Source organism: Hymenobacter sp. H14-R3, assembly GCF_030063445.1.
Classification (GTDB): Bacteria; Bacteroidota; Bacteroidia; order Cytophagales; family Hymenobacteraceae; genus Hymenobacter.
Genome location: NZ_JASITD010000003.1, coordinates 44,959 through 63,944, shown reverse-complemented (window position 1 = coordinate 63,944; position 18,986 = coordinate 44,959). Strand labels below are relative to the sequence as shown.

Below are 18,986 nucleotides of genomic sequence, written 5' to 3'. Positions count from 1 at the left end.
TTACGCACAAAGGGCCGGCTGCGCTGGCAGCCGGCCCTTTGGGGATAAGTGTGAAGTGTGAAGTATGGGGTGTGAGTTGAAAAACGGTGCGGTTAGCTTAATTTTCAACTCACCCTTCCCGCTTCACGACTCATCCTTAAAAAGCGCTGTTGAGCTGGTTGGCGTTGTTGGGGTTTTGGCTGCCCCCCTTTGTGGCGTCGTAGCGGCTACCCGAAGCCGGGCCCTGGTCGCGGCGCTGGTCGGCGGCGGGCGCTGCGGAGCGTTGGCCGTGGTCGCGCTGGTGGTCGGGCTTGGGGCTGCTGCCCGCATTTACGCGGCCGCGGCCGGCGCTGGCGGGGGCGGCGGCGGTGCCGTAGCGGCTGCTGCCCCAAGGGCGCTGCTGGGCGCGGGGGCTGCCTTTGTCCTCAGCTTCGCGGTTCGATTTTTTGGAGAAGGGCGAGCGGCGGTCCTTCAGGCGGTACTCACCTTTGTCTTTGTTCTTGCTGCCCCGGATAATCAGGAAGGCAACGCCAGCGGCTACCAGGCCCACGCTCACGTACTTCTGGGTATTAGTCAGGCCGTTCACTCTATTGAGCGCCTGGCTGCCCAGCTCCTTGGCTTTTTGGGGCAACTCCTTGGCTTTTTCGGCCAGGTCGCTGTCCTTCAGCCAGCTTTTGCCTTCGTCAATGGTTTGCTTGCCACTGTCGAGAATGGCCTGAATGCCCTCGTTGGCTTTCTGCTTGTAGTCTTCCACGGTCGAGCCTTCAGTGCTCGAAGCAGGCTGCGTTTTAGGAAGCGGCGCGTCGAACCGGGGGTTGGGGGTGCCAGGCGTGTTATTTGGGGTAGGGTTCATGGGAAAAGAAGCTAGAGTGAGTGCGGGGCCGCCAGTACGTAAGCAGGCTGCCTGATAGTATTCGTAAGGAGGGGCCGGCGGGTTGCGCTCCTACGCCACGCGCGGGGTATTGCAGGCGGGCAGCCAGCCGCGGGTGGGGCCGCACCGGCCGCACGCGGCGGGGGCTGGGCCGGTGGGCAGTTCGCGCACCGCGGCGCAACTGTGGCAGGCATACAGCCCGGCGTGGGGCAATTGTTGCAGCGGGTGCTGGTAGAGCTCGGGCCAGATGGGCAGGCCGGGGCGCTCGGCGTGGGGCTCAAAAAAGAATACGCTAATCTCGCCGGTGGCCTCCAGGTAGAGGCGGCGCACCTGGCCCAGGTGCTCTACTTGCAGCTGCCGCAGCTGCCCGCACAGCTCCTGCCCGGTGAGGCTCGACTTGGCAAAGGCGGGCAGGTCGATTTCGCCCTCCACGATGATAAGCTCGGCCGCGCCCTCCAGCATTCGCTCGATGCGCGGGTACTTGTCAGTTAAGTAGTTGAACAGCACGTACATGGCGATAATCGCTACGAATACCGTGGCCGCGTGCAGCAGCGGCGTATCGTGGTAGATGGTGGCATCGCCGGCGGCCGAGCCCAGCACCAGTATCAGGGCAAACTCGAAGAGCGAGAGCTGCCGCACCCCGCGCTTGCCCGACACCCGCAGCGCCGCCACGGTGAGCAGAAACATAACCACGCTCCGAAACGCGATTTCGAGCAAAAAGCCGAGCGGAGCCTCGTCCGACAGCCACAGCCGCTGCCAGTCGAAGGGCGCGTAGGGCGCGAGTAGGAGGGTGGCCAGGAGCGTCATAGAACTAACCTGTACGGTAACGAATGCCGCAAGGTGGGCCGCTACCGGGCGGCCAGCCCCTTTTTTAGCCCAACGCTGGCCCGTAGCAAACAACCGGCTTTCGAGCGCGTTTGCTAATCTGGTTATAAGCGTTAGCACATTCTCTTTTCATGTTTCGTTTTCAGAATAAAATTTGCCTGGTTACGGGCGCTACTTCGGGTATTGGCCGGGCCACTGCCGTGCGGCTGGGCCGCGAAGGGGCCACCGTTATTTGCATAGGCCGCGATGTGCAAGCCGGCCACGCCGTGGAGGCCGAAATCAAGGCCCTGGGCAGCGACGCCCTCTTTATTAAAACCGACGTGGGCCACGACGCCGACCTCGTGCACGCCGTCGAAACCACCCTGGCCCGGTACCACCGCATCGACATCCTGATAAGTGATGCGGCCATGATGACGTTTACGCCCATTCTGGAGCTGGACCCCGCCGACTGGGACCGCGTGATGAACGTGAACCTACGGGCCCTATTCCGGCTCTGCCAGCTGTGCGTGCCGCACATGAAGGGCGGGGCTGTGGTGGCCATCAGCTCGGTGCACGCCTTCCAAAGCACCCCCAACGTGGCCCCCTACGCCACCAGCAAGGGTGGCCTCGAAGCCTTCGTGCGCGGCCTCAGCCTGGAGGTGCCCTACACCCAGGCCCGCATCAACGCGGTGGCCCCCGGCGCGGTCGAAACCCCCATGCTGCGCAGCAACCCCAACGTGATGGACGGCACCGAAGTCATTACGGGTCAGGTTGGTACGCCCGAGGAGCTGGCCGCCACCATCTGCTTCCTGGCCTCCGACGAAGCCAACTTCATCAACGGCAGCACCATGACAGTGGACGGCGGCCGGCTGGCGCAGTTGTAAAGTAAGAGCACCCCGGCACAAGGGGCCGGGGTGCTCTTACTTTACAACTGCTAATAATCAATGGAGGCGTTTAAATGGTAAAATAGGTAATTGGTCTGGGTCTGGAATCACTGGCTTCCCATTGAAAAGTACTGCTACAACATCGTACTTATTCAATGGGTCGTTGGGTTTGGTTTTTTGCACATCCCAAACGAGTGTATCAGTTTTACCTCCAAGCTCTAGGTAAAATGTTTTAACACCGTCGGCACTTACTAATGACATGTCTAAGGAAGAATACTTGTACGAGTATTTAGGATTTCCTGTCGAAGTATACGTTTCCCTTACCATTGTGCACCCCCCTCCAGCACATTCGCTACCCAAATAAACTGGTTGAGTACCCTTGAGGAAATATACTTTAATAGGAGTTGAAGTGCTGGTAAGCAATTGATTACCCTGCTTATCGAGTAACGCGAAATTAATTGGTGGTGGCATAGTGTTGCCGGTCGGGTTAGCGGGTTTCTTGCAACCACACAGGCTTAAAAAAGCTAAAAATATCAAAAGTATTTTCATCTTACTTACGGATGAATATTGATAATGTACTGTTTGGCATAATTGTAGTTGTGCGTGTCACCGTTGACATCCGTTACCTGCCAATTATTGTAGCCAAACCAGCCATTGCTTGCACCGTCCCAACCCCAATTCATCGCAAAATAGAGGTATCCGTACCCATCGCTGTAAGACTGGATGTATCCATCACAGACCCAGCAATGCCCACTTGCATTTGGATACCCAAACCAATTGACGCTAGGGAATCCACCTAAAATAACGGGTTGGCCTGCATTCAGATTGTCGACAACAGTTTGAAACAGCCCTGGGTCTTGATTGTTTTTATACTCGGCAGACTTATAGCCATACCTGTCTTTTAGCGCATCGTCGATGTAACCAGCATCTGTACCAGAGCCAGTTGGTGCATAGTCCATTTGCAATTTTCCTCCCAGGTCATCCATAAGATGAGCTGTAGCCGGAGTGCCGTGATTGAGCGGCATAGCTGCCCAATTGAAGGAAGCCGGATAGTGCCAGTAATACATTACTTGCGCTTGTGCAGTGGCTACGCAGCCTGTCGGGCAATGGTAACAATAGTACCAGTCTCCGCTAGCAGTTACATTATCATTGTAGCCACAGCCCTGCCCCCAAGTCGTATGCATCAATGGTCCAACTTGTACCGTCGGCGGGTCCGCGGGTGGGTCAGCAGGCGGGAGGGGCCGATAAGTAGGGCTAGGTGGACCAGATATAGTGAAAAATGTTTTCGATAGGTCCCCCGGTTTATCAACCAGCGTTGCCCAAGCTACAGGTGCGCCCAGCTGCGTATTCTTTTCACTGGGATTTTGACGAAGGGCAACTGCCAGCTGCCGGGTAGTTTCTAGCCAAGAAGCTAACCCTTCCGATACTGCACGGGTACCCTGTAAATTAGTAGTGGGGAGGGCACCGTATTCGGAGAGCGCCAGGATTGGTTGCATATGCCGGTCGGCCGCAATTATAGCAAAGCCCCCTTTCGCATAGTTGCAGAGATACAAAGCTGGCTTACCATCTGAAGCTAACAAAGGCGTTAAGTTCAACACCCGCTGAGGCCCCTGAAAAACCCGCTGCGTATCGTTTTTCGCTTGGTTATTTTTGCGTTGAGCAACAACGCCACTACTGAGCGCAATATTCTCAGCGGCTAAAGCAGCCTGCGTAGCTGTCACTTCATAGCTTATTACGTTAACTGGTGGTATAAGCGTTTCAGCTTCCTTCTTACACGAGAAAGTAACCAGGCAGCCTACGCCAACCAGCAGCAGCTGGCGAAGCCGTTGGGTGGGGGGGGTAAATGGTTGAGCATAAAGGGAAAAGGAATTAAAGGGTACGCCTCAAATTTACAAGACTGCCTCGCTATTTTGCGCTCTTCCGCAAAAATATAACTCGCAAGTGCCTCAGGTGCTTTAATACGGCAGCTTTTCAGTTCCTAAGCTTGCTTTCCGCCTCACCGGCGCGCACCTAGCCGCGCCGCGCGCCGGCCTGCTGGCCTCGCTGCCGGGCCGCCACTACCAGCCGCGCCCCCTCGCGGAAGAGCCGGGGGTGGCGGGGCGCTAGGGCGCGGCGGCCGCCACTACCAGCCGCGCCCCCTCGCGGGCCTCCACCTCAAACTTGTTGGCGTAGTAGCCCACCCGCGCCGACTCCAGCAGGTACTCGTACAGGAAGCGCAGGCGGCCCAGGTCGCGCACCTGGCGCAGGTGCACTTCTTCGTGCGCCACCCACTCGGCATCGGCCAAAAATTCTTCGCGGGTGGCCCCGCTCAGGTGCACGGTGTGGCCCAGCACCATGGCCACGCGGGGGGCGCGGCCCAGCACCAGCCGCGCAATGCGGGCCAGGGGCGAATTGACGAAAGTAGGGGGCTGGCTCATTGTATATAATTCGGGCTATGCTACGAGGAAAAATTGAGCAGGGTTGCAAGCTGCCATGCTAAAAATCACCTTTTATTTGGTATTTTAATAAGTTATGTTGACTTTTTCGAAGAATCTGATAGGTTGGTTACCAGCTTAGTGCTTAGCTTTGGCTGATTACTACCCCCTAAAGTTGCTTTAAAAAGGTAGTAAGCACGCATTTATTCAACCTTAATTCTGGCCGTTTTCACGGCACTGCCTAGCGCAACAGTCTACGAAATTTTCCCTTTACCCGGCCAGCAGCTTTAGAGCGCCGGCCGGTGCCCACCCCACCGACGGACAATGAAGAATACCCTGCTGTGTTGCCTCGCCGCTGCCTCCCTGGCGCTCTCCTTCTGCTTTGAAAAAATGCCCGATGCTTCGGCTTCGGCTGGTGTTTCGGCTCCGGCTGTCGCCGAGGCTTCTTTGTTATCGGGCCTGCTGGAGGCCGGCACCCCGCCGGCCGCTGTGGAGCCGCCCGCTACCACCGCCTCGCGCGATTCGCTGGCCTACGGCTACTACAACCAGACGCTGGGCCTCAAGCTGGCCCAGACCGAGAATAAGAGCCTGCTCCAGACCGTGACCGACTGGCTGGGCACGCCCTACAGCTACGGGGCCGCGTCGCGCCGGGGCACCGATTGCTCGGGCTTCGTATCGCAGGTGTTTAAGAAGGTGTACGGCATCACGCTCAAGCGCAGCTCGCGCTCCATGTTTACTACGGTGCAGCGGGTGGCTAAGACTGATATGAAGGCCGGCGACCTGGTGTTCTTCAGCCACGGCAAAGGCAATATCTACCACGTGGGTATCTATCTGAAAGACAATAAGTTTGCTCATTCGGCTTGCAACGGCGGCGTCATGGTAAGCTCGCTCAACCAGGCGTACTACCACCGCAATTTCTACGCCGCGGGCCGCGTGGCCGGCACCGAAGCCCTCTCGGCTGATGCCACCGCCGCCGAAACGGCCGAGTTGCTCACCGCCGCGGCCAGCGCCCGCCCCGAGTAAGCTGCTGATAAGGGCAATGGGTTTTCAGGCTTATAAAAAGGGCTCCCGGCACTTGCGCTGGGAGCCCTTTTTTGGGCCCTGCATAACTTGGAGGCGGCGAATGCAGTACACGGACCTGAACGTACTGCTGCGGCGCAACTGCCGCGCTTTCTACTTTTTTTTGCATGGCTACTACTGGTTCTACCCCGCCCAACGGCAAAGACATTGCTGCTTCGGCCATCTTCAAGAAATTCCTGGCCGCCGCCGAGGGCTACATCACGCAGCCCACCCGCCTCAAAAAGCTGCTGATGGATGCCTTTAATAAGGCGCGTGAGAAAAAAGAAATCGGCACCATCGCCCACGAGGTGTGGGACACGCTGCAAAGCCTGTTCCGTCTCATCAAGCTGAGCGTTTCGGGCGAATACACGGGGGTGCCCCGCACCACGGTAATTGCCGCCGTGGCCGTGCTCGTCTACTTTATCTCGCCCATCGACCTCATCCCCGACTTCATTCCGGTGGTGGGCCTGCTCGACGATATGGCGCTGATTGCCTGGTTCTCCACCTCTATTAAGCACGAGCTTGATAGGTTTCACGAGTGGGAAAACACCAAGGGCTCGGCCGTGGTGATGGAGAATGAGCCCTGGGAAATCCGCACGGCCGGCACCACCAACCAGTCGGCCAAAAGCACCGGCACCATTGACCTTCCCCTGGCCCCCAGCGGCACGGGCCAGTCGGCCACCGACGCGGGCCTGGGCTCGCCCAGTAGCACCACCACCCGCCCCGTGCATGAGGCTGGCCCCGATGCTGGGCATGATACCGCCTACCGCGGCGATGCCCCCGGCAACACTACCGAAGGCTCGCGCGCCGATAACGACGGCCGCACTGCTACCGGCGGCAACGTGCGGTAGTCTGAACCGCGGATTAATCGGGTTTGTCGGATTTTGGTGGCGAGCTACTTTTACCTTTGTCTGAAGACAGTTAACGCAAAAAAGGCTGCCCAAATGGGCAGCCTTTTTTGCGTTTGAGTACGTGGATAATCGCCACCAAAATCCGATTAATCCGACAAATCCGCGGTTCAGACTACGCAGCGTGGGCCGTTACGTAGCGCACAAAGTCGCCGACGGTGTAGAAGGGCACTTCGTCGGGCACCGTGATGTGGAAGCTGCGCTCCAGCTCCAGGATAATATCCACTAAATCAACGGTATCGAAGCGTAGGTCGCGGCTGAGGCTGGCCGTGCGGCGCAGGCGAACGGCCTTGATATCCTTACGCTTGCTGATAATGCGCAGCACCTGCTGCTCGATAGTCTTGGGGGCGGGGGTAGATGTGATAGTGAGCATAAAACTTTTTGCAATAACAGAAAAATAAGGAAGTGAGGTATACCGGGAATGCGGGGTATCGCCGGTTGCTGCTGTGCACTCGCTGAGTGGTGGGTAGCAACCGGCGGACCGTCGCAAACTTTAGGCCAGTACCGCGGGCGTGGCCGCCTCTACTTCCTCTTCATCTACCTCCTGGGAGGGGGGCGGGGAGTTGTAGTCGCGGCCCGAGATTTTGGCCTTCAGTTTCTCGCTGAGCAGATACATCACCGGGACTACCAGGAGCGTGATAAGGGTTGCAAACGTTAACCCAAAAATGATTGTCCAGGCCAGCGGGCCCCAGAACACCACCGACTCGCCACCCAGAAAAAAGTGCGGGTGGCCCGAGTTGAAGAGCTCGTAGAAGTCGATGTTGAGGCCGATGGCCAGCGGAATGAGGCCCAGCGTGGCGGCCGTGGCCGTGAGGATAACCGGGTTGAGGCGGGTGCGGCCGGCCAGCACAATGGCGTCGTGCAGGCCCATGCCCTGGCTGCGCAGCATGTCGGTGAACTCGACCAGCAGGATGCCGTTCTTCACCACGATGCCGGCCAGCGCGATTACGCCCACGCCCGTCATCACAATGGAGATGTTCATGCCCGAGATGGCTAGGCCGAGCATTACGCCGATAATCGAGAAAATGATTTCGGAGAGGATGATGAGCGGCTTGCTCACCGAGTTGAACTGGGTAACCAATACCAAGAAGATGAGGCCGATAGCCCCCACGGCGGCTATGCCGAGGAAGTCGCTGGTTTCCTTCTGGTCTTCCTGGGCACCGCCCATTTTCACGGTGTAGCCGGGCGGCGTGGGGAAGCTCTTGAGGGCGCGCTCCACGTTGGCCACCACGTCGGGGCCGGTGAAACCGTTGAGCACGTTGGACGAGATAGTGATGAGGCGGTGCGTGTCCTTGCGCTTGATGCCGCCGTAGGTGGTGCCGTAGGTAACGTCGGCAATGGCCGAGATGGGTACCTGGCGCACCGCGCCGGTAGCGTCGCGGAAGGTGAGCGGCGCGTTCACAATGGCGTTCACGTTGTTGCGGTAGGGCTTGGCGTAGCGCACCTGGATGGGGTATTCATCATCGGGGGTTTTGAATTTGCTGGCCTCGAAGCCGTAGATGGCTGTGCGCACCTCCGAGCCAATCTGGGCCGTACTGATGCCCTCACGGTTGGCGCGGGTGCGGTTGATGCTCACCCCGATTTCGGGGTTGCGGTCCTGCAAGTCGGAGCGCAGGTCTTCGATGCCGCCAATCTTGAGCGAGTCGATGTAGCGTTCCACTTTCTTCGACAGCGAAGCCAGCTTAGGGTAGTCGTCGCCGCTTATCTCAATGGCCACGGCCTTGCCCTGGGGTGGCCCGCTGCTCTCCTGGTCTACCGACACCTCGGCCCCCGGAATGCCTTTTACCGCCTCCCGAATCTCATCCATGTAGATGTGGGTGGCCTTGCCTTTTTGTTCGCTCAGTTCCTTGAAGGCCACGCCTACCTTGCCCATGTGCGACTGCGACGTGCCGGCGGCCGTGGCCTCGGTGGGGTCGCCGGCCCCAATGGCCACGTTGGTAATCACCGACTCCACGTCGGGGTTGTTGCGGCCAATCACCTTGTACACCCGGCTTTCGAGGATGCGGGTGATGGAGTCGGTTACCTCCACGCGGGTGCCCACCGGCATGCGCAGGTAAGTATAAATGAACTTGGGGTCGCCCTTGGGGAAGAAGTCCACCTTGGGCTTGCGCGCGCCCACGGCCACAATGCTGATGACGCCCAGCACCAGCAGGCCGGCCAGAATGGCCCCCTGCCGCCACACCGTGCCGCCCACGGCCAGCTCCACGAGCCGGGCGTAGCCGTTTTGGAGGCGGGGCAGCAAGCTGCGCTGGAAGCCGGCTATCAGGTACACAAACACGTACTTATCGAGGAAGCAGAGGGTGATGACGGCGAGCATGAGGTTGCCCAGGAAGGGTGAGCCCGACAGGTAGCCGCCGATGGCCACCAGCAGCATCCCGCCCATGCCCAGCAGGAAATTGCGGGTCAGCTGGGGCTTCTCCACCTTATCCAGGTGCTCCTCGCGCTGCATGAAGCTCACGGCAAACACCGGGTTCATTACGAAGGCCACGATGAGCGAAGCGCCCAGCGTGAGAATGAGCGTAACCGGCAGGTAGAACATGAACGAGCCCACGATGCCGGGCCAGAACATAAGCGGCACAAACGGTGCTACCGTGGTGAGCGTGCCCGCCAGCACCGGAATAAACACCTCGCCGGCCGCAAACTTGGCCGCCTTGGCGGTGCTCAGGTTGGGGTGCTCGTGCAGCAGGCGGTGGGTGTTTTCAATCACCACAATGGCATCGTCCACCACAATGCCCAGCGCCAGTAGAAAGGCGAAGAGCACAATCATGTTCAGCGAGAAGCCAAACAGCGGCAACATAATGAACGCCAGGAACATCGACAGCGGCACCGACAAGCCCACGAAGAGCGCGTTGGTGGTGCCCATGAAAAACATCAGAATCAGGGTCACCAGCAAAAAGCCGATGATAATGGTGTTAATCAGGTCGGTAAGCGTGGTGCGGGTTTCGTTCGACGAGTCGCCGGTAATCGTGATTTTCAGGCCCTTGGGCATGCTGGCCTGCGACTCCTTCACCAGCGCGTGAATCTTGTCGGAGGCGTCGAGCAGGTTCTCGCCCTGGCGCTTCACCACGTTGAGGGCCACGGCCGACTGGCCATCGAGGCGGGCAAAGCTTTCGCGGTCCTTGAAGCCGTCCTGCACGGTGGCAATGTCGCCGAGGCGCACTGGCGAGCCGCGCAGGTTCTTAATCTGGATGTTGGCAATGTCGGCGGCGTTCACGTACTGGCCAGCCACGCGCACGGCGCGCTTCTGCGCCCCCACGTCGATGGAACCCCCTGATATCGTGATGTTTTCGCGGGCAATGGCCGCCTCAATATCCGTAAAGCTGAGCTGCGAGGCTTGCAGCTTGTACAGGTCCACATCCACGTTCACCTGCTGCTCCAGAGCCCCCACAATATCGACGCGGGTGATTTCGGGCAGCGCCTCAATCTTGTCCTGGAAGTCGTCGGCGAGCTTTTTGAGCTGAGCGGCGGGCAGGTTGCCGCTCAGGTTGACGTACATGATGGGCTGCTCCGAGATGTTGACTTCCTTCACCAGCGGGGCGCTGGGCAGGTCGTTGGGCAGCTCGGTGCTGGCCTTGTCCACGGCATCCTTGATGAGCTGCTTGGCGGCCTGCACATCGACGCCGGAGTTAAACTCCACGTCCACAATGCAATAGTCCTGGTTGGAAGTCGAGCTTATCTTCTTCACCCCGTTCACGCTCTTAATCTCTTTTTCGAGCTGGCGGGTCACCAGGTTCTCGATGTCGGTGGGCGAAGTACCGGGGTACACCGTGGCCACGATAATGCGCGGAATCACGATGTCCGGGAATTTCTCCTTGCCCAGCTTCACGTAGGCAAACAAGCCGGCAATCGTCAGCATCAGGGTGATGATGTAGATGCTCGTCTTGTTATTGATGGACCAGCTGGTGGGTCCAAATTCCTTCTCAATATCCTGCATAGTCTGTAAGCTTTTAGCTGCTAGGTGAAGGGTATATAGTTTACTTATTAATACTGTGCTGGTACTGCCCTAGCTGCGCCTCACCCCCCGGCCCCCTCTCCGGAAAGGAGAGGGGGAGCCAACCGCAAGCGGACGGTAGTAGTCGTCAGGCTCCCCCTCTCCTTTTCGGAGAGGGGGCCGGGGGGTGAGGCGCACGCTAGGGCAGGCAACTAATGCTTAGCTGATTTTCACCAACTGGCCTTCATTCAGGTTCTGGTAGCCGGCCGAGATAACCTCGTCGCCGGGCTTGAGGCCGCTCGTGATTTCCTGCTTGCCGTTGTAGGTCTGGCCGGTTTTGATGATGCGCTTGGCGGCCACTGCCTTGCCACCCTCGCGGTTGACTACCAGCACGTAGGCGTTTTCCTCGTCGTGCTGCACCAGGTCCACGGGCAGCACGGTGGTGTTGTTGCTGCCGTAGTTCTGAATGCGCACGGTGGCCACCATGTTGGGGCGCAGCTTGCCGGCCTGGTTGCCGGGCAGGCGCAGCTCCACGGTAAACGTGCGGCTGGTGGCCGAAATGGTGCGGCTCACGGTACGTACGGTACTCGCAATCTGCTCGTTACCCAGGTCGGGCAACGATACGAAGGCCTTGTCGCCGGCCTTGATGCTGCCCGCGTAGGCTTCGCTCACATCGGCCAGAATCTTGCCGCCCTTGCCGCTGTTGAGCTGCACCACGGGCGCGCCGGGGGCCACGGTTTCGCCCAGCTTGGGCAGCACGTTGTCGACCACGCCGGCGTAGGGGGCCACCACATTGTAGAGAGCCCGCTGCTGGTTGAGGGTCGAGAGGTTGCGCTGCAAGCCCTCGTAGGTGTTCTTGGCTTGCAGGTACTGAATTTCGGTGCCAATCTGCTGCTTCCACAGGCCGGCCTGCTTCTGGTAGATGATGCGGGCCAGGTCCAGGCGGGTGCGCAGCTCGGCCATGTTGGCGTCCAGGATGCTGGCATCCACGGTGGCCAGCACCTGGCCTTTGCTCACGCGGTCGCCGCGCTGCACGCGCACGCTGGTGAGCGTGCCGGCGGCGCGGGCGCCCACGGTGGCGTTCTGGTCGAAATCGACGCGGCCCTGTACTTCAAGGTAGCCGGCAAAGTTCTGGGGTGTCACTTTCAGCACCGATACCGGCACCGCGCCGGCGGCCTCGGCCGCCTTACCCGCGCCGGTTTTGGCTTCGAGGTCGGCAATTTTGGCCTGGGTGGCGGCCTGGTTGGCTTTCAGCGTGGCTAGCTCCGCTTTGGGGTCTTTGGCACCGCCGCACGAAGCGAGGGCAACGGCCAGGGTGGCGGAAAAAAGTAAGGAAGTGGGGCGCATTGGGGTAGTGGTCATGCTGAGCTTGCCGAAGCATCTCGCGGGGTTACTAATTCAACTACTCAACGGTTCAGGCGAGATGCTTCGGCACACTCAGCAGGACGTTCTTTTTCAAGGGGTTACTTGGCTTGGCTGTACAGCTCGCCGGTGGCTTTGTCGCGGTCTACCTTGGCCACCAGCACATCGTAAATGGCGGCGTAGTAGTTGGTTTGCGACTCGCGCAGGGAGGTTTCGGCCGTAATCACTTCGATGTTGGAGCCCACGCCGGCGTTGAACTTGATGCGCGTGACGCGGGCCACGTCGGCGGCCAGGTCGAGGTTAGCCTTCTGGTTGTCAAGCACATCGAGGGCGTTGATGAGCGTGGTGCGGCTCTGCGTGTCCTGCAAGTCGATGCTCTGGCGCAGGGTTTCCATGCCCTTCTCAATGGTTTGCTGCGCAATGCGCGCCTGCTGCACCTGGTAGCGGCGGCGGAAGCCATCAAACACCGGCACGTTGAGGGCCAGGCCCACGTTGCCGAAGCCAAACCAGTTCTGGTTGGGAAAATTGTTGGCGTTGCGCGAATCGGGCCCGCGGAAGGCAAACAGGTCGCTCACCGTTTTGGCCGAGCCAGAAAAGCCGTAGGCCGCCGTGAAGGCGAGGCGCGGGTAGGCGCCCGCCGTGCGGTTGCGCAGGTCGAGGCCCGCCAGCGCCTGCTGGGTTTGCAGGGTCGAGAACTCGATGCGGTTGTTGTAGTTGAAGGCCGCCTGGGCCTGCACCGGCTGGCCGTTGTTGTTATTGAGGCCAGGCGCGCTGGTGGGGGCACCAGTAGGCGCATTGAGGGGCGCGCTGGGCACGCCGCCGAGGCCATCGACCCCACCGCCGTTGTTGAAATCGGCCGTGCCCAGGTTGCGGCGCAGGGTGCCGGCATCCACCACGGCCGCGCCGAGCGAGTCGGTGAGTTGCACGGGCTGCGCCTGGGGCAAGCCCATCTGAAACTTGAGCAGGGCCACGCTTAAGGTGGTGAGGCGCAGGGCTTTCTGCTGCTCCACCACCAGGTTGTTGCGCTGTACGCGCAGGCGGTCCACGTCGAGCTTTTCGGCAAAGCCCGCCTTAAAGGTTTGGTTGGTTTGGTACAGCACCGTGTCGAGGCGCTGCACGTTGCGGGCCAGCAGCGTGAGGCGCGAGCGGGCCACCAGCGTGCTGTAATAGGCCTTGCTCACCTGCTCCACCACGTCGATTTCGGCCTGCTGGGTTTGCTTGTGGCTCAGCTCCTCATACACCTTAGAAGCCTTGAGGCCAATGAGATACGAGCCGTCGAAAAGCTGCTGCGAGAGCGATAGCGACGAGTTGCCCGCGTATTGCAGGCCGAAGGCAATGGCCTGGGGCGGCAGCGCCACGGGCGCGGCGTAGGCGGGCGACAGGGTCACGGCCTGGCCCGCCTGGGCGGCCGCAATATCGCGTTGCGTGAGCGTGGTGCCGTTTAGCGCACCCGCGCCGCCGCCAAAGGCGCTCGGGTCAATCAGGCTCTTTTGCAGCTTGAAGTTGTCGGCCAGGTTGGCCCCCAGGTTGAGCTGCGGCAGGCCCTGGGCCTTCACCTCACCTACCTTGGCGTGGGCGGTTTGCTCGGCCAGGCGGGTGCTGAGCAGGCTGGGCTTGTTGGCCACGGCGTAGCGCACGGCCTGTTGCAGGCTCAGGGCCATGGGGCCGGCGAGGGGCGGGGTGGGCAGGGCAGCCGGCGTTTGGGCCAGGGCCGGGGCCCACGGGCCCAGCGCCAGCGCCGAGGCCGCCAGCAAGACCCCCAGAGTACTTTTTTTCATGGATTGGTAAACGAAAGAACTTGTCGAAACCAGCTGGCAAGCAGCTTATTCCTCCTCCGTAATGTGTTGGTACTTATTGAATAGCCGGTGACCTTTGAGCGTAGCCACGCCCAGCAAAAAATGCTCGTCGAATACCTTATTCACCCGCACGGGTGCAAACTGGGTGGGAGGGTAGAGGTCGGGGTCGAAGGCCAGCTCAATCTGGGCCAGGTTGAGGCGGGCCAGCACCTCCACGTCGAGGCCAGTCCGAAACAGCCCCTCGGCAATGCCCCGGCGTAGGTTCTGGGTTATCTGGTCGAGGATAAACGTGCCCTTGTGCTCCGAAAACAGCGCCCAGGCCGTGGGGTAATACTTGCGCAGGTCGTGGAAAATGCTGGGGTGAATATTGGTGAACTGCTGGTCGGCCCAGGCCGAGATGGTGAGCATCTCTTCCACCGCATCGGCGGCGTGGCTAGCCACGCGCGAGCACTCGCCCTGCGCCTGGCACAAGTGGCCCGATATCACGGCCAGCACAATGTCATCCTTGTTGGTGAAGGTTTTATAAAGCGTTTTCTTCGACATGCCGAGGTCGGCGGCCACGTCGTCCATGCTCACGCTCTTGATGCCGTTGCGCATGAAGAGCGCAGCGGCGCGGGTGATAATGCGGTCTTTGATTTCCATGTTTAACACGGCAAAGATACGCCGGAAACTTTAGGTGAGTTCAAAGTTTCCAAAGTTTCTTTCGTCGAGCCAGCCGCCCCGGTTGGGCCGCGCTTGGCATGACGAGCGGCCCGCCGTTTTACTTTCGTGGCGGGGTAGTTTTTCCCATTTTCTTTTTGCGCTTATGAAAATCCGCGTTGGCTTCGGCTACGACGTTCACCAACTGCAGCCCGGCCTGCCCTTCTGGCTCGGCGGCATCGAGGTGCCGCACACCCACGGCGCGCTCGGCCACTCCGATGCCGACGTGCTCATCCACGTTATTTGCGACGCGCTGCTGGGCGCGGCCAACCTGCGCGACATCGGCTTCCACTTCCCCGATACCGACCCCCAGTACAAGGGCATCGACTCGAAGCGCCTGCTGGCCGAGGTGATGCGCATTTTGCGCGCCAAGGGCTACGAAATCAGCAACATAGATTCCACCATCTGCCTGGAGCAGCCCAAGGTGAACCCCCACATTCCGGCTATGCAGCGCGTGCTGGCCGAGGTAATGGGCCTGGAGGAAGACCTGATTTCCATTAAAGCCACTACTACCGAAAAGCTGGGTTTCGTGGGCCGCCGCGAGGGCGTGGCCGCCTACGCCACCGTGTTGATTACCAAAGAATAACGATGGCCCGCGCCATGGCGCGCTATCGTTGCCGTCGTCTGAACTGTCGTTACCAGCAATTGCCAACTCTACCGCCTGAGCGCGCCGTAGCGCGTTTCTACTTTATGAAATATACTGCTCTGCTACTGGCCGCTCTGGCCCTGCCCGCGCCGCTGCTAGCCCAAACGCCCACCAAGGTCAAAACTAAATTTAAGCCCGGCACCCTGGCCAAAAAAGACGCGCCGCCCGCGCCGGCCGCCGACTACGCTGCCCTTTATGCCACCCGCTACATCACGCAGGAGCACCTGCGGCGCGACCTCGGCGTGCTGGCTTCCGACGAGTATGAGGGCCGCGAAACCGGCACTAAGGGTCAGAAAATGGCCGCCGCCTACATCAGCCAGCAGTTTGCCGCCGACAGCCTGGTGGCCCCGGTGGTCAGCAATGCCGCCAACCCGTATTTGCAAACCTTCAACCTGGAGCGCAGCTCCTGGCTGCCGGGCGGCACGCTCACGGTGGGCGGCAAGGCCTACGAGTGGCTGAAAGATTTTTACGCTTTCGGGCGCTCGCCGTTCCAGCAGGCCACGGCGGTGCAGCCGGTGTTTGTGGGCTACGGCATCGAGCAGGGCCCGTACTTCGACTACGCCGGCCGCGACGTGAAAGGCCAGGATATCATTGTGTTGCTGGGCGAGCCCCACACGGCCGACGGCAAGTCGGTGCTCAGCCCCGACGGTAGTGCCACCAAGTGGGCCGTCGATTTTCGGGCCAAGGCCGCGCTAGCCGCCCAGAAGGGGGCGCGCAGCGTGTTCTTCGTCGATTTTTCGGGCAAAAGCGATTTCGCCAAGGTGGCGGCCCGGCTGGCCCCGCGCGTGATGCAGCCCACCATTGCAGCCGCCGACGCGGCGGGTGGGCGGGCCCCGTCGTTTTTCGTGTCGCCGGCCCTGGCCCTGAAGCTGCTGGGCACCAACGAGGCTACTATTCGCAGCTACGAGGCCGCCACGGCTACCGCCAGGCAGCCGGTGGCCAATAAGCTGAAGCCCGTGAAATTCAGCCTTAGCGCGCCGCAGCAGCGCAGCGAGGTGGGCACCGAAAATGTGCTGGGCTTCTTGCCGGGCACCGATAAGCAGGACGAGGTATTGGTGGTGTCGGCGCACTACGACCACCTGGGCATCATTGGGGGCGAGGTGTACAACGGGGCCGACGACGATGGCTCGGGTACGGTGGGCATGCTGGCTATTGCGCAGGCCTTTACCAAGGCCGCCCGCGCCGGGCACGGGCCGCGCCGCAGCATCTTGTTTTTGGCTAACACGGGCGAGGAGAAAGGCCTGCTGGGCTCGGAGTACTACACCAGCCACCCGGTGTTTCCGCTGGCTAACACCATCGCCGACCTCAACATCGACATGATTGGCCGCAGTGATGAGGCGCACCTGAATAAGCCTGATTACGTGTACGTTATCGGCAGCGACAAGCTGTCGTCGCAGCTGCACAGCGTATTGCAGGAGGCCAACCGCACCCACGGTAATATCGACCTCGATTTCCGCTTCAACGACCCCAACGACCCGAACCGCTTCTACTACCGCTCGGACCATTACAACTTCGCGGTGCATAAAATCCCGGTGGCGTTCTTCTTCAATGGCGTGCATCCCGATTACCACGAGGCGAGCGACGAGATTGCCAAAATCGAGTTTGAGAAGCTGGAGGCGCGGGCGCGGCTGGTGTTTTACACCGCATGGGAGCTGGCCAACCGGGAGGAGCGGCCGGTAGTGGATTCTAATAAGCAGTAGTTTTTAGCGCGAAGTTTCGCGAAGTTGGACGCGAAGTTTTGTAAAGCCGCTGCTCATATGCACGAAAATGATATTGATGGCCACATTCGCACTGCGGCGTTTAAGGTGAGCACCGTGCTGGGGCCGGGCTTGCTGGAGAACGTGTACAAGCTGGCTTTGGCCCACGAACTGCGTAAAGCCGGACTGGTGGTGGCTACCGAAGTAGGGGTGCCCGTAGTATATGACGGCTTGCAGCTAGATATTGGCTACCGGCTCGATATTTTGGTTGGCCAGAAAGTTATCATTGAATTGAAATCGGTGGAAGCATTGGCCCCGGTCCATTTCAAGCAGCTTCAAAATTACCTGGGTCTCACTGGCTGCAAGTTGGGCTTATTGATTAACTTCAACGTGGTTTCGCTCCGTGAGCACATTCACCGCGTAGTCAACAAGCTCTAAAAGGAGCGGCTTTACAAAACTTCGCGCCCAACTTCGCGAAACTTCGCGCTAAAAAATGAAAGCTGACCAATTCCTGATAGACGCGGACAAAAAGGCATTCGACCTCGAGCACCGTCGCAAAATCCGCTTCAACATCGGCAAGTACGATGCGGCCGTCACGCTGGGCATGCAGCACTACGCCAACCATGACCTGGCCCGCGCCCGCGGTGCCTACCTCAAGGCCCAGGTGCTCGAAAAGCTCGACGAATACCTGCTCCAGTTTGAAGCCGCGTTCACCGCCCGCGGCGGCCGCGTGGTGTGGGCCAACACCACAGAAGAAGCCCTGGCCGAAATCGGCCGCCTCACCGAGGCGCGCCACACCCGCACCGTGGTGAAGGCCAAGAGCATGACCACCGAGGAAATCCACGTCAACCAGTACCTCAAAAGCCGGGGCGTGGAATCGGTCGAAACCGACCTGGGCGAGTACATCGTGCAGCTCAACGGCGAGCGGCCCTACCACATCGTGACGCCCGCCATGCACCTGAGCAAGGCTGACATCAACAATATATTCGTCAAGCACTTAGGTACCGAAAGCACCGACGATGCCCAGGCGCTCGTGCTCACGGCCCGCCACTTGCTGCGCGACAAGTACACCGCTGCCGAGGTGGGCATTACGGGCGGCAACTTCCTGCTGGCCAAGGAAGGCGCCGTGGCCGTGACCGAAAACGAGGGCAATGCCCGCCTTTCGGCTACGTTTCCAGGCCTGCACATTGCGGTGGTGGGCATCGAGAAAATTATTCCGCAACTCACTGACCTTGACCTGTTTTGGCCGCTGCTGAGCACCAGCGGCACCGGCCAGCAAGTCACCGTGTACAACACCGTGTACTTCGGCCCGCGCCAGCCCGGCGAAACCGACGGCCCCACCGAAATGGTCGTCATCCTGCTCGATAACGGCCGCACCAACCTGCTGGCCCGGCCCGACCGCCGCGAGGCGCTGCGCTGCATCCGGTGCGGGGCCTGCCTCAACGTGTGCCCGGTGTACAAAAATATCGGCGGCCACACCTACGAAACCACCTATTCGGGCCCCATCGGCTCGGTTATCAGCCCACACCTGAGTGGCCTGAAGGAGCACCAGCACCTGAGCTTTGCCAGCAGCCTGTGCGGGGCCTGCACCAGCGTGTGCCCGGTGCGCATCAACCTGCATAACCTCTTGCTGCTCAATCGGCAAGAGAGCGTGAGCGAAGGCCACAACAATGCCACTGAAAAGGTAGCCATCGGCCTCTGGCGCTGGAGCATGCGCCACCGCTGGGCCCTCGATGTGCTGCCCGGCCGCCTCAAAGACTTCAGCCTCGGCTACCTGCTCGACCAGGCCGGCTGGCGCAAGCGCCGCGAAAGCCTGAAAGTGGCCGATAAGTCGTTTCGGGAGTTATGGCAGGCCAGCCATTGAGAAACTAATCAACTCTTATTAGAAACAGGCAGGATAATGCCTAATCTGTGAATTAATTTGTAGATTAGCATA

16 protein-coding genes and 1 pseudogene are annotated in these 18,986 nt (G+C 60.1%); 7 read left to right on the top strand and 10 right to left on the bottom strand.

What is annotated here, in order from left to right:
* Window positions 1-136 precede the first annotated feature (136 nt).
* A complete protein-coding gene (locus QMK33_RS04010) occupies window positions 137-832 on the bottom strand; it encodes a hypothetical protein (protein ID WP_283563265.1) in 696 nt (231 codons plus the stop codon).
* 90 nt (window positions 833-922) lie between these two features.
* Window positions 923-1,657 carry a YetF domain-containing protein gene (locus QMK33_RS04005; RefSeq protein WP_283563264.1) on the bottom strand — a complete coding sequence of 245 codons (735 nt, stop codon included), beginning with the start codon at window positions 1,655-1,657 and terminating at the stop codon, window positions 923-925.
* Window positions 1,658-1,806: 149 nt separating this feature from the next.
* On the opposite strand from QMK33_RS04005, the gene QMK33_RS04000 reads away from it, so the two are divergent.
* Window positions 1,807-2,538 carry an SDR family NAD(P)-dependent oxidoreductase gene (locus QMK33_RS04000; protein ID WP_283563263.1) on the top strand — a complete coding sequence of 244 codons (732 nt, stop codon included), beginning with the start codon at window positions 1,807-1,809 and terminating at the stop codon, window positions 2,536-2,538.
* Window positions 2,539-2,595: 57 nt separating this feature from the next.
* On the opposite strand, the gene QMK33_RS03995 is transcribed toward QMK33_RS04000, so the two are convergent.
* The 3 genes from QMK33_RS03995 to QMK33_RS03985 form a co-directional block, all read right to left on the bottom strand.
* Window positions 2,596-3,087, bottom strand: a complete 492-nt coding sequence (locus tag QMK33_RS03995; protein WP_283563262.1) for a hypothetical protein — start codon at window positions 3,085-3,087, stop codon at window positions 2,596-2,598.
* A gap of 5 nt (window positions 3,088-3,092) precedes the next feature.
* Window positions 3,093-4,259 carry a C10 family peptidase gene (locus QMK33_RS03990; protein ID WP_283563261.1) on the bottom strand — a complete coding sequence of 389 codons (1,167 nt, stop codon included), beginning with the start codon at window positions 4,257-4,259 and terminating at the stop codon, window positions 3,093-3,095.
* Window positions 4,260-4,640: 381 nt separating this feature from the next.
* Window positions 4,641-4,955 (bottom strand): hypothetical protein, encoded by a 315-nt coding sequence (locus QMK33_RS03985; RefSeq protein ID WP_283563260.1) that lies wholly within the window; start codon window positions 4,953-4,955, stop codon window positions 4,641-4,643.
* Between the two features lie 321 nt (window positions 4,956-5,276).
* Here QMK33_RS03985 and QMK33_RS03980 point away from each other — a divergent pair, with 321 nt between their 5' ends.
* Together QMK33_RS03980 and QMK33_RS23560 are read left to right on the top strand one after the other, a co-directional pair.
* Entirely contained in the window at window positions 5,277-5,975 is a 699-nt protein-coding gene (locus tag QMK33_RS03980; protein WP_283563259.1) for a C40 family peptidase, read from the top strand.
* 413 nt (window positions 5,976-6,388) lie between these two features.
* Window positions 6,389-6,502: pseudogene (locus QMK33_RS23560) on the top strand (YkvA family protein); the annotation flags it as partial.
* A 532-nt stretch (window positions 6,503-7,034) separates the two neighbouring features.
* On the opposite strand, the gene QMK33_RS03970 reads toward QMK33_RS23560, so the two are convergent.
* The 5 genes from QMK33_RS03970 to QMK33_RS03950 all read right to left on the bottom strand — a co-directional run bounded on the left by QMK33_RS03970 (window position 7,035) and on the right by QMK33_RS03950 (window position 14,650).
* Window positions 7,035-7,292 (bottom strand): acyl carrier protein, encoded by a 258-nt coding sequence (locus tag QMK33_RS03970; protein ID WP_283563257.1) that lies wholly within the window; start codon window positions 7,290-7,292, stop codon window positions 7,035-7,037.
* A 120-nt stretch (window positions 7,293-7,412) separates the two neighbouring features.
* Window positions 7,413-10,853 (bottom strand): efflux RND transporter permease subunit, encoded by a 3,441-nt coding sequence (locus QMK33_RS03965; protein WP_283563256.1) that lies wholly within the window; start codon window positions 10,851-10,853, stop codon window positions 7,413-7,415.
* A 216-nt stretch (window positions 10,854-11,069) separates the two neighbouring features.
* Window positions 11,070-12,212: an efflux RND transporter periplasmic adaptor subunit gene (locus QMK33_RS03960; RefSeq protein ID WP_283563255.1), complete on the bottom strand. Its 1,143-nt coding sequence runs from the start codon at window positions 12,210-12,212 to the stop codon at window positions 11,070-11,072.
* 101 nt (window positions 12,213-12,313) lie between these two features.
* Complete coding sequence (locus QMK33_RS03955) at window positions 12,314-13,990, bottom strand: TolC family protein (protein WP_283563254.1); 1,677 nt, start codon at window positions 13,988-13,990, stop codon at window positions 12,314-12,316.
* 45 nt (window positions 13,991-14,035) lie between these two features.
* A complete protein-coding gene (locus QMK33_RS03950; RefSeq protein ID WP_283563253.1) occupies window positions 14,036-14,650 on the bottom strand; it encodes a TetR/AcrR family transcriptional regulator in 615 nt (204 codons plus the stop codon).
* Between the two features lie 163 nt (window positions 14,651-14,813).
* Here QMK33_RS03950 and ispF point away from each other — a divergent pair, with 163 nt between their 5' ends.
* The 4 genes from ispF (at window position 14,814) to QMK33_RS03930 (ending at window position 18,914) form a co-directional block, all read left to right on the top strand.
* Window positions 14,814-15,293: a 2-C-methyl-D-erythritol 2,4-cyclodiphosphate synthase gene (ispF, locus tag QMK33_RS03945; RefSeq protein WP_283563252.1), complete on the top strand. Its 480-nt coding sequence runs from the start codon at window positions 14,814-14,816 to the stop codon at window positions 15,291-15,293.
* 104 nt (window positions 15,294-15,397) lie between these two features.
* Window positions 15,398-17,053 (top strand): M28 family peptidase, encoded by a 1,656-nt coding sequence (locus QMK33_RS03940; RefSeq protein ID WP_283563251.1) that lies wholly within the window; start codon window positions 15,398-15,400, stop codon window positions 17,051-17,053.
* 57 nt (window positions 17,054-17,110) lie between these two features.
* Complete coding sequence (locus QMK33_RS03935) at window positions 17,111-17,488, top strand: GxxExxY protein (protein WP_283563250.1); 378 nt, start codon at window positions 17,111-17,113, stop codon at window positions 17,486-17,488.
* Window positions 17,489-17,543: 55 nt separating this feature from the next.
* Complete coding sequence (locus QMK33_RS03930) at window positions 17,544-18,914, top strand: lactate utilization protein B (RefSeq protein ID WP_283563249.1); 1,371 nt, start codon at window positions 17,544-17,546, stop codon at window positions 18,912-18,914.
* The last annotated feature ends 72 nt before the right edge of the window (window positions 18,915-18,986 follow it).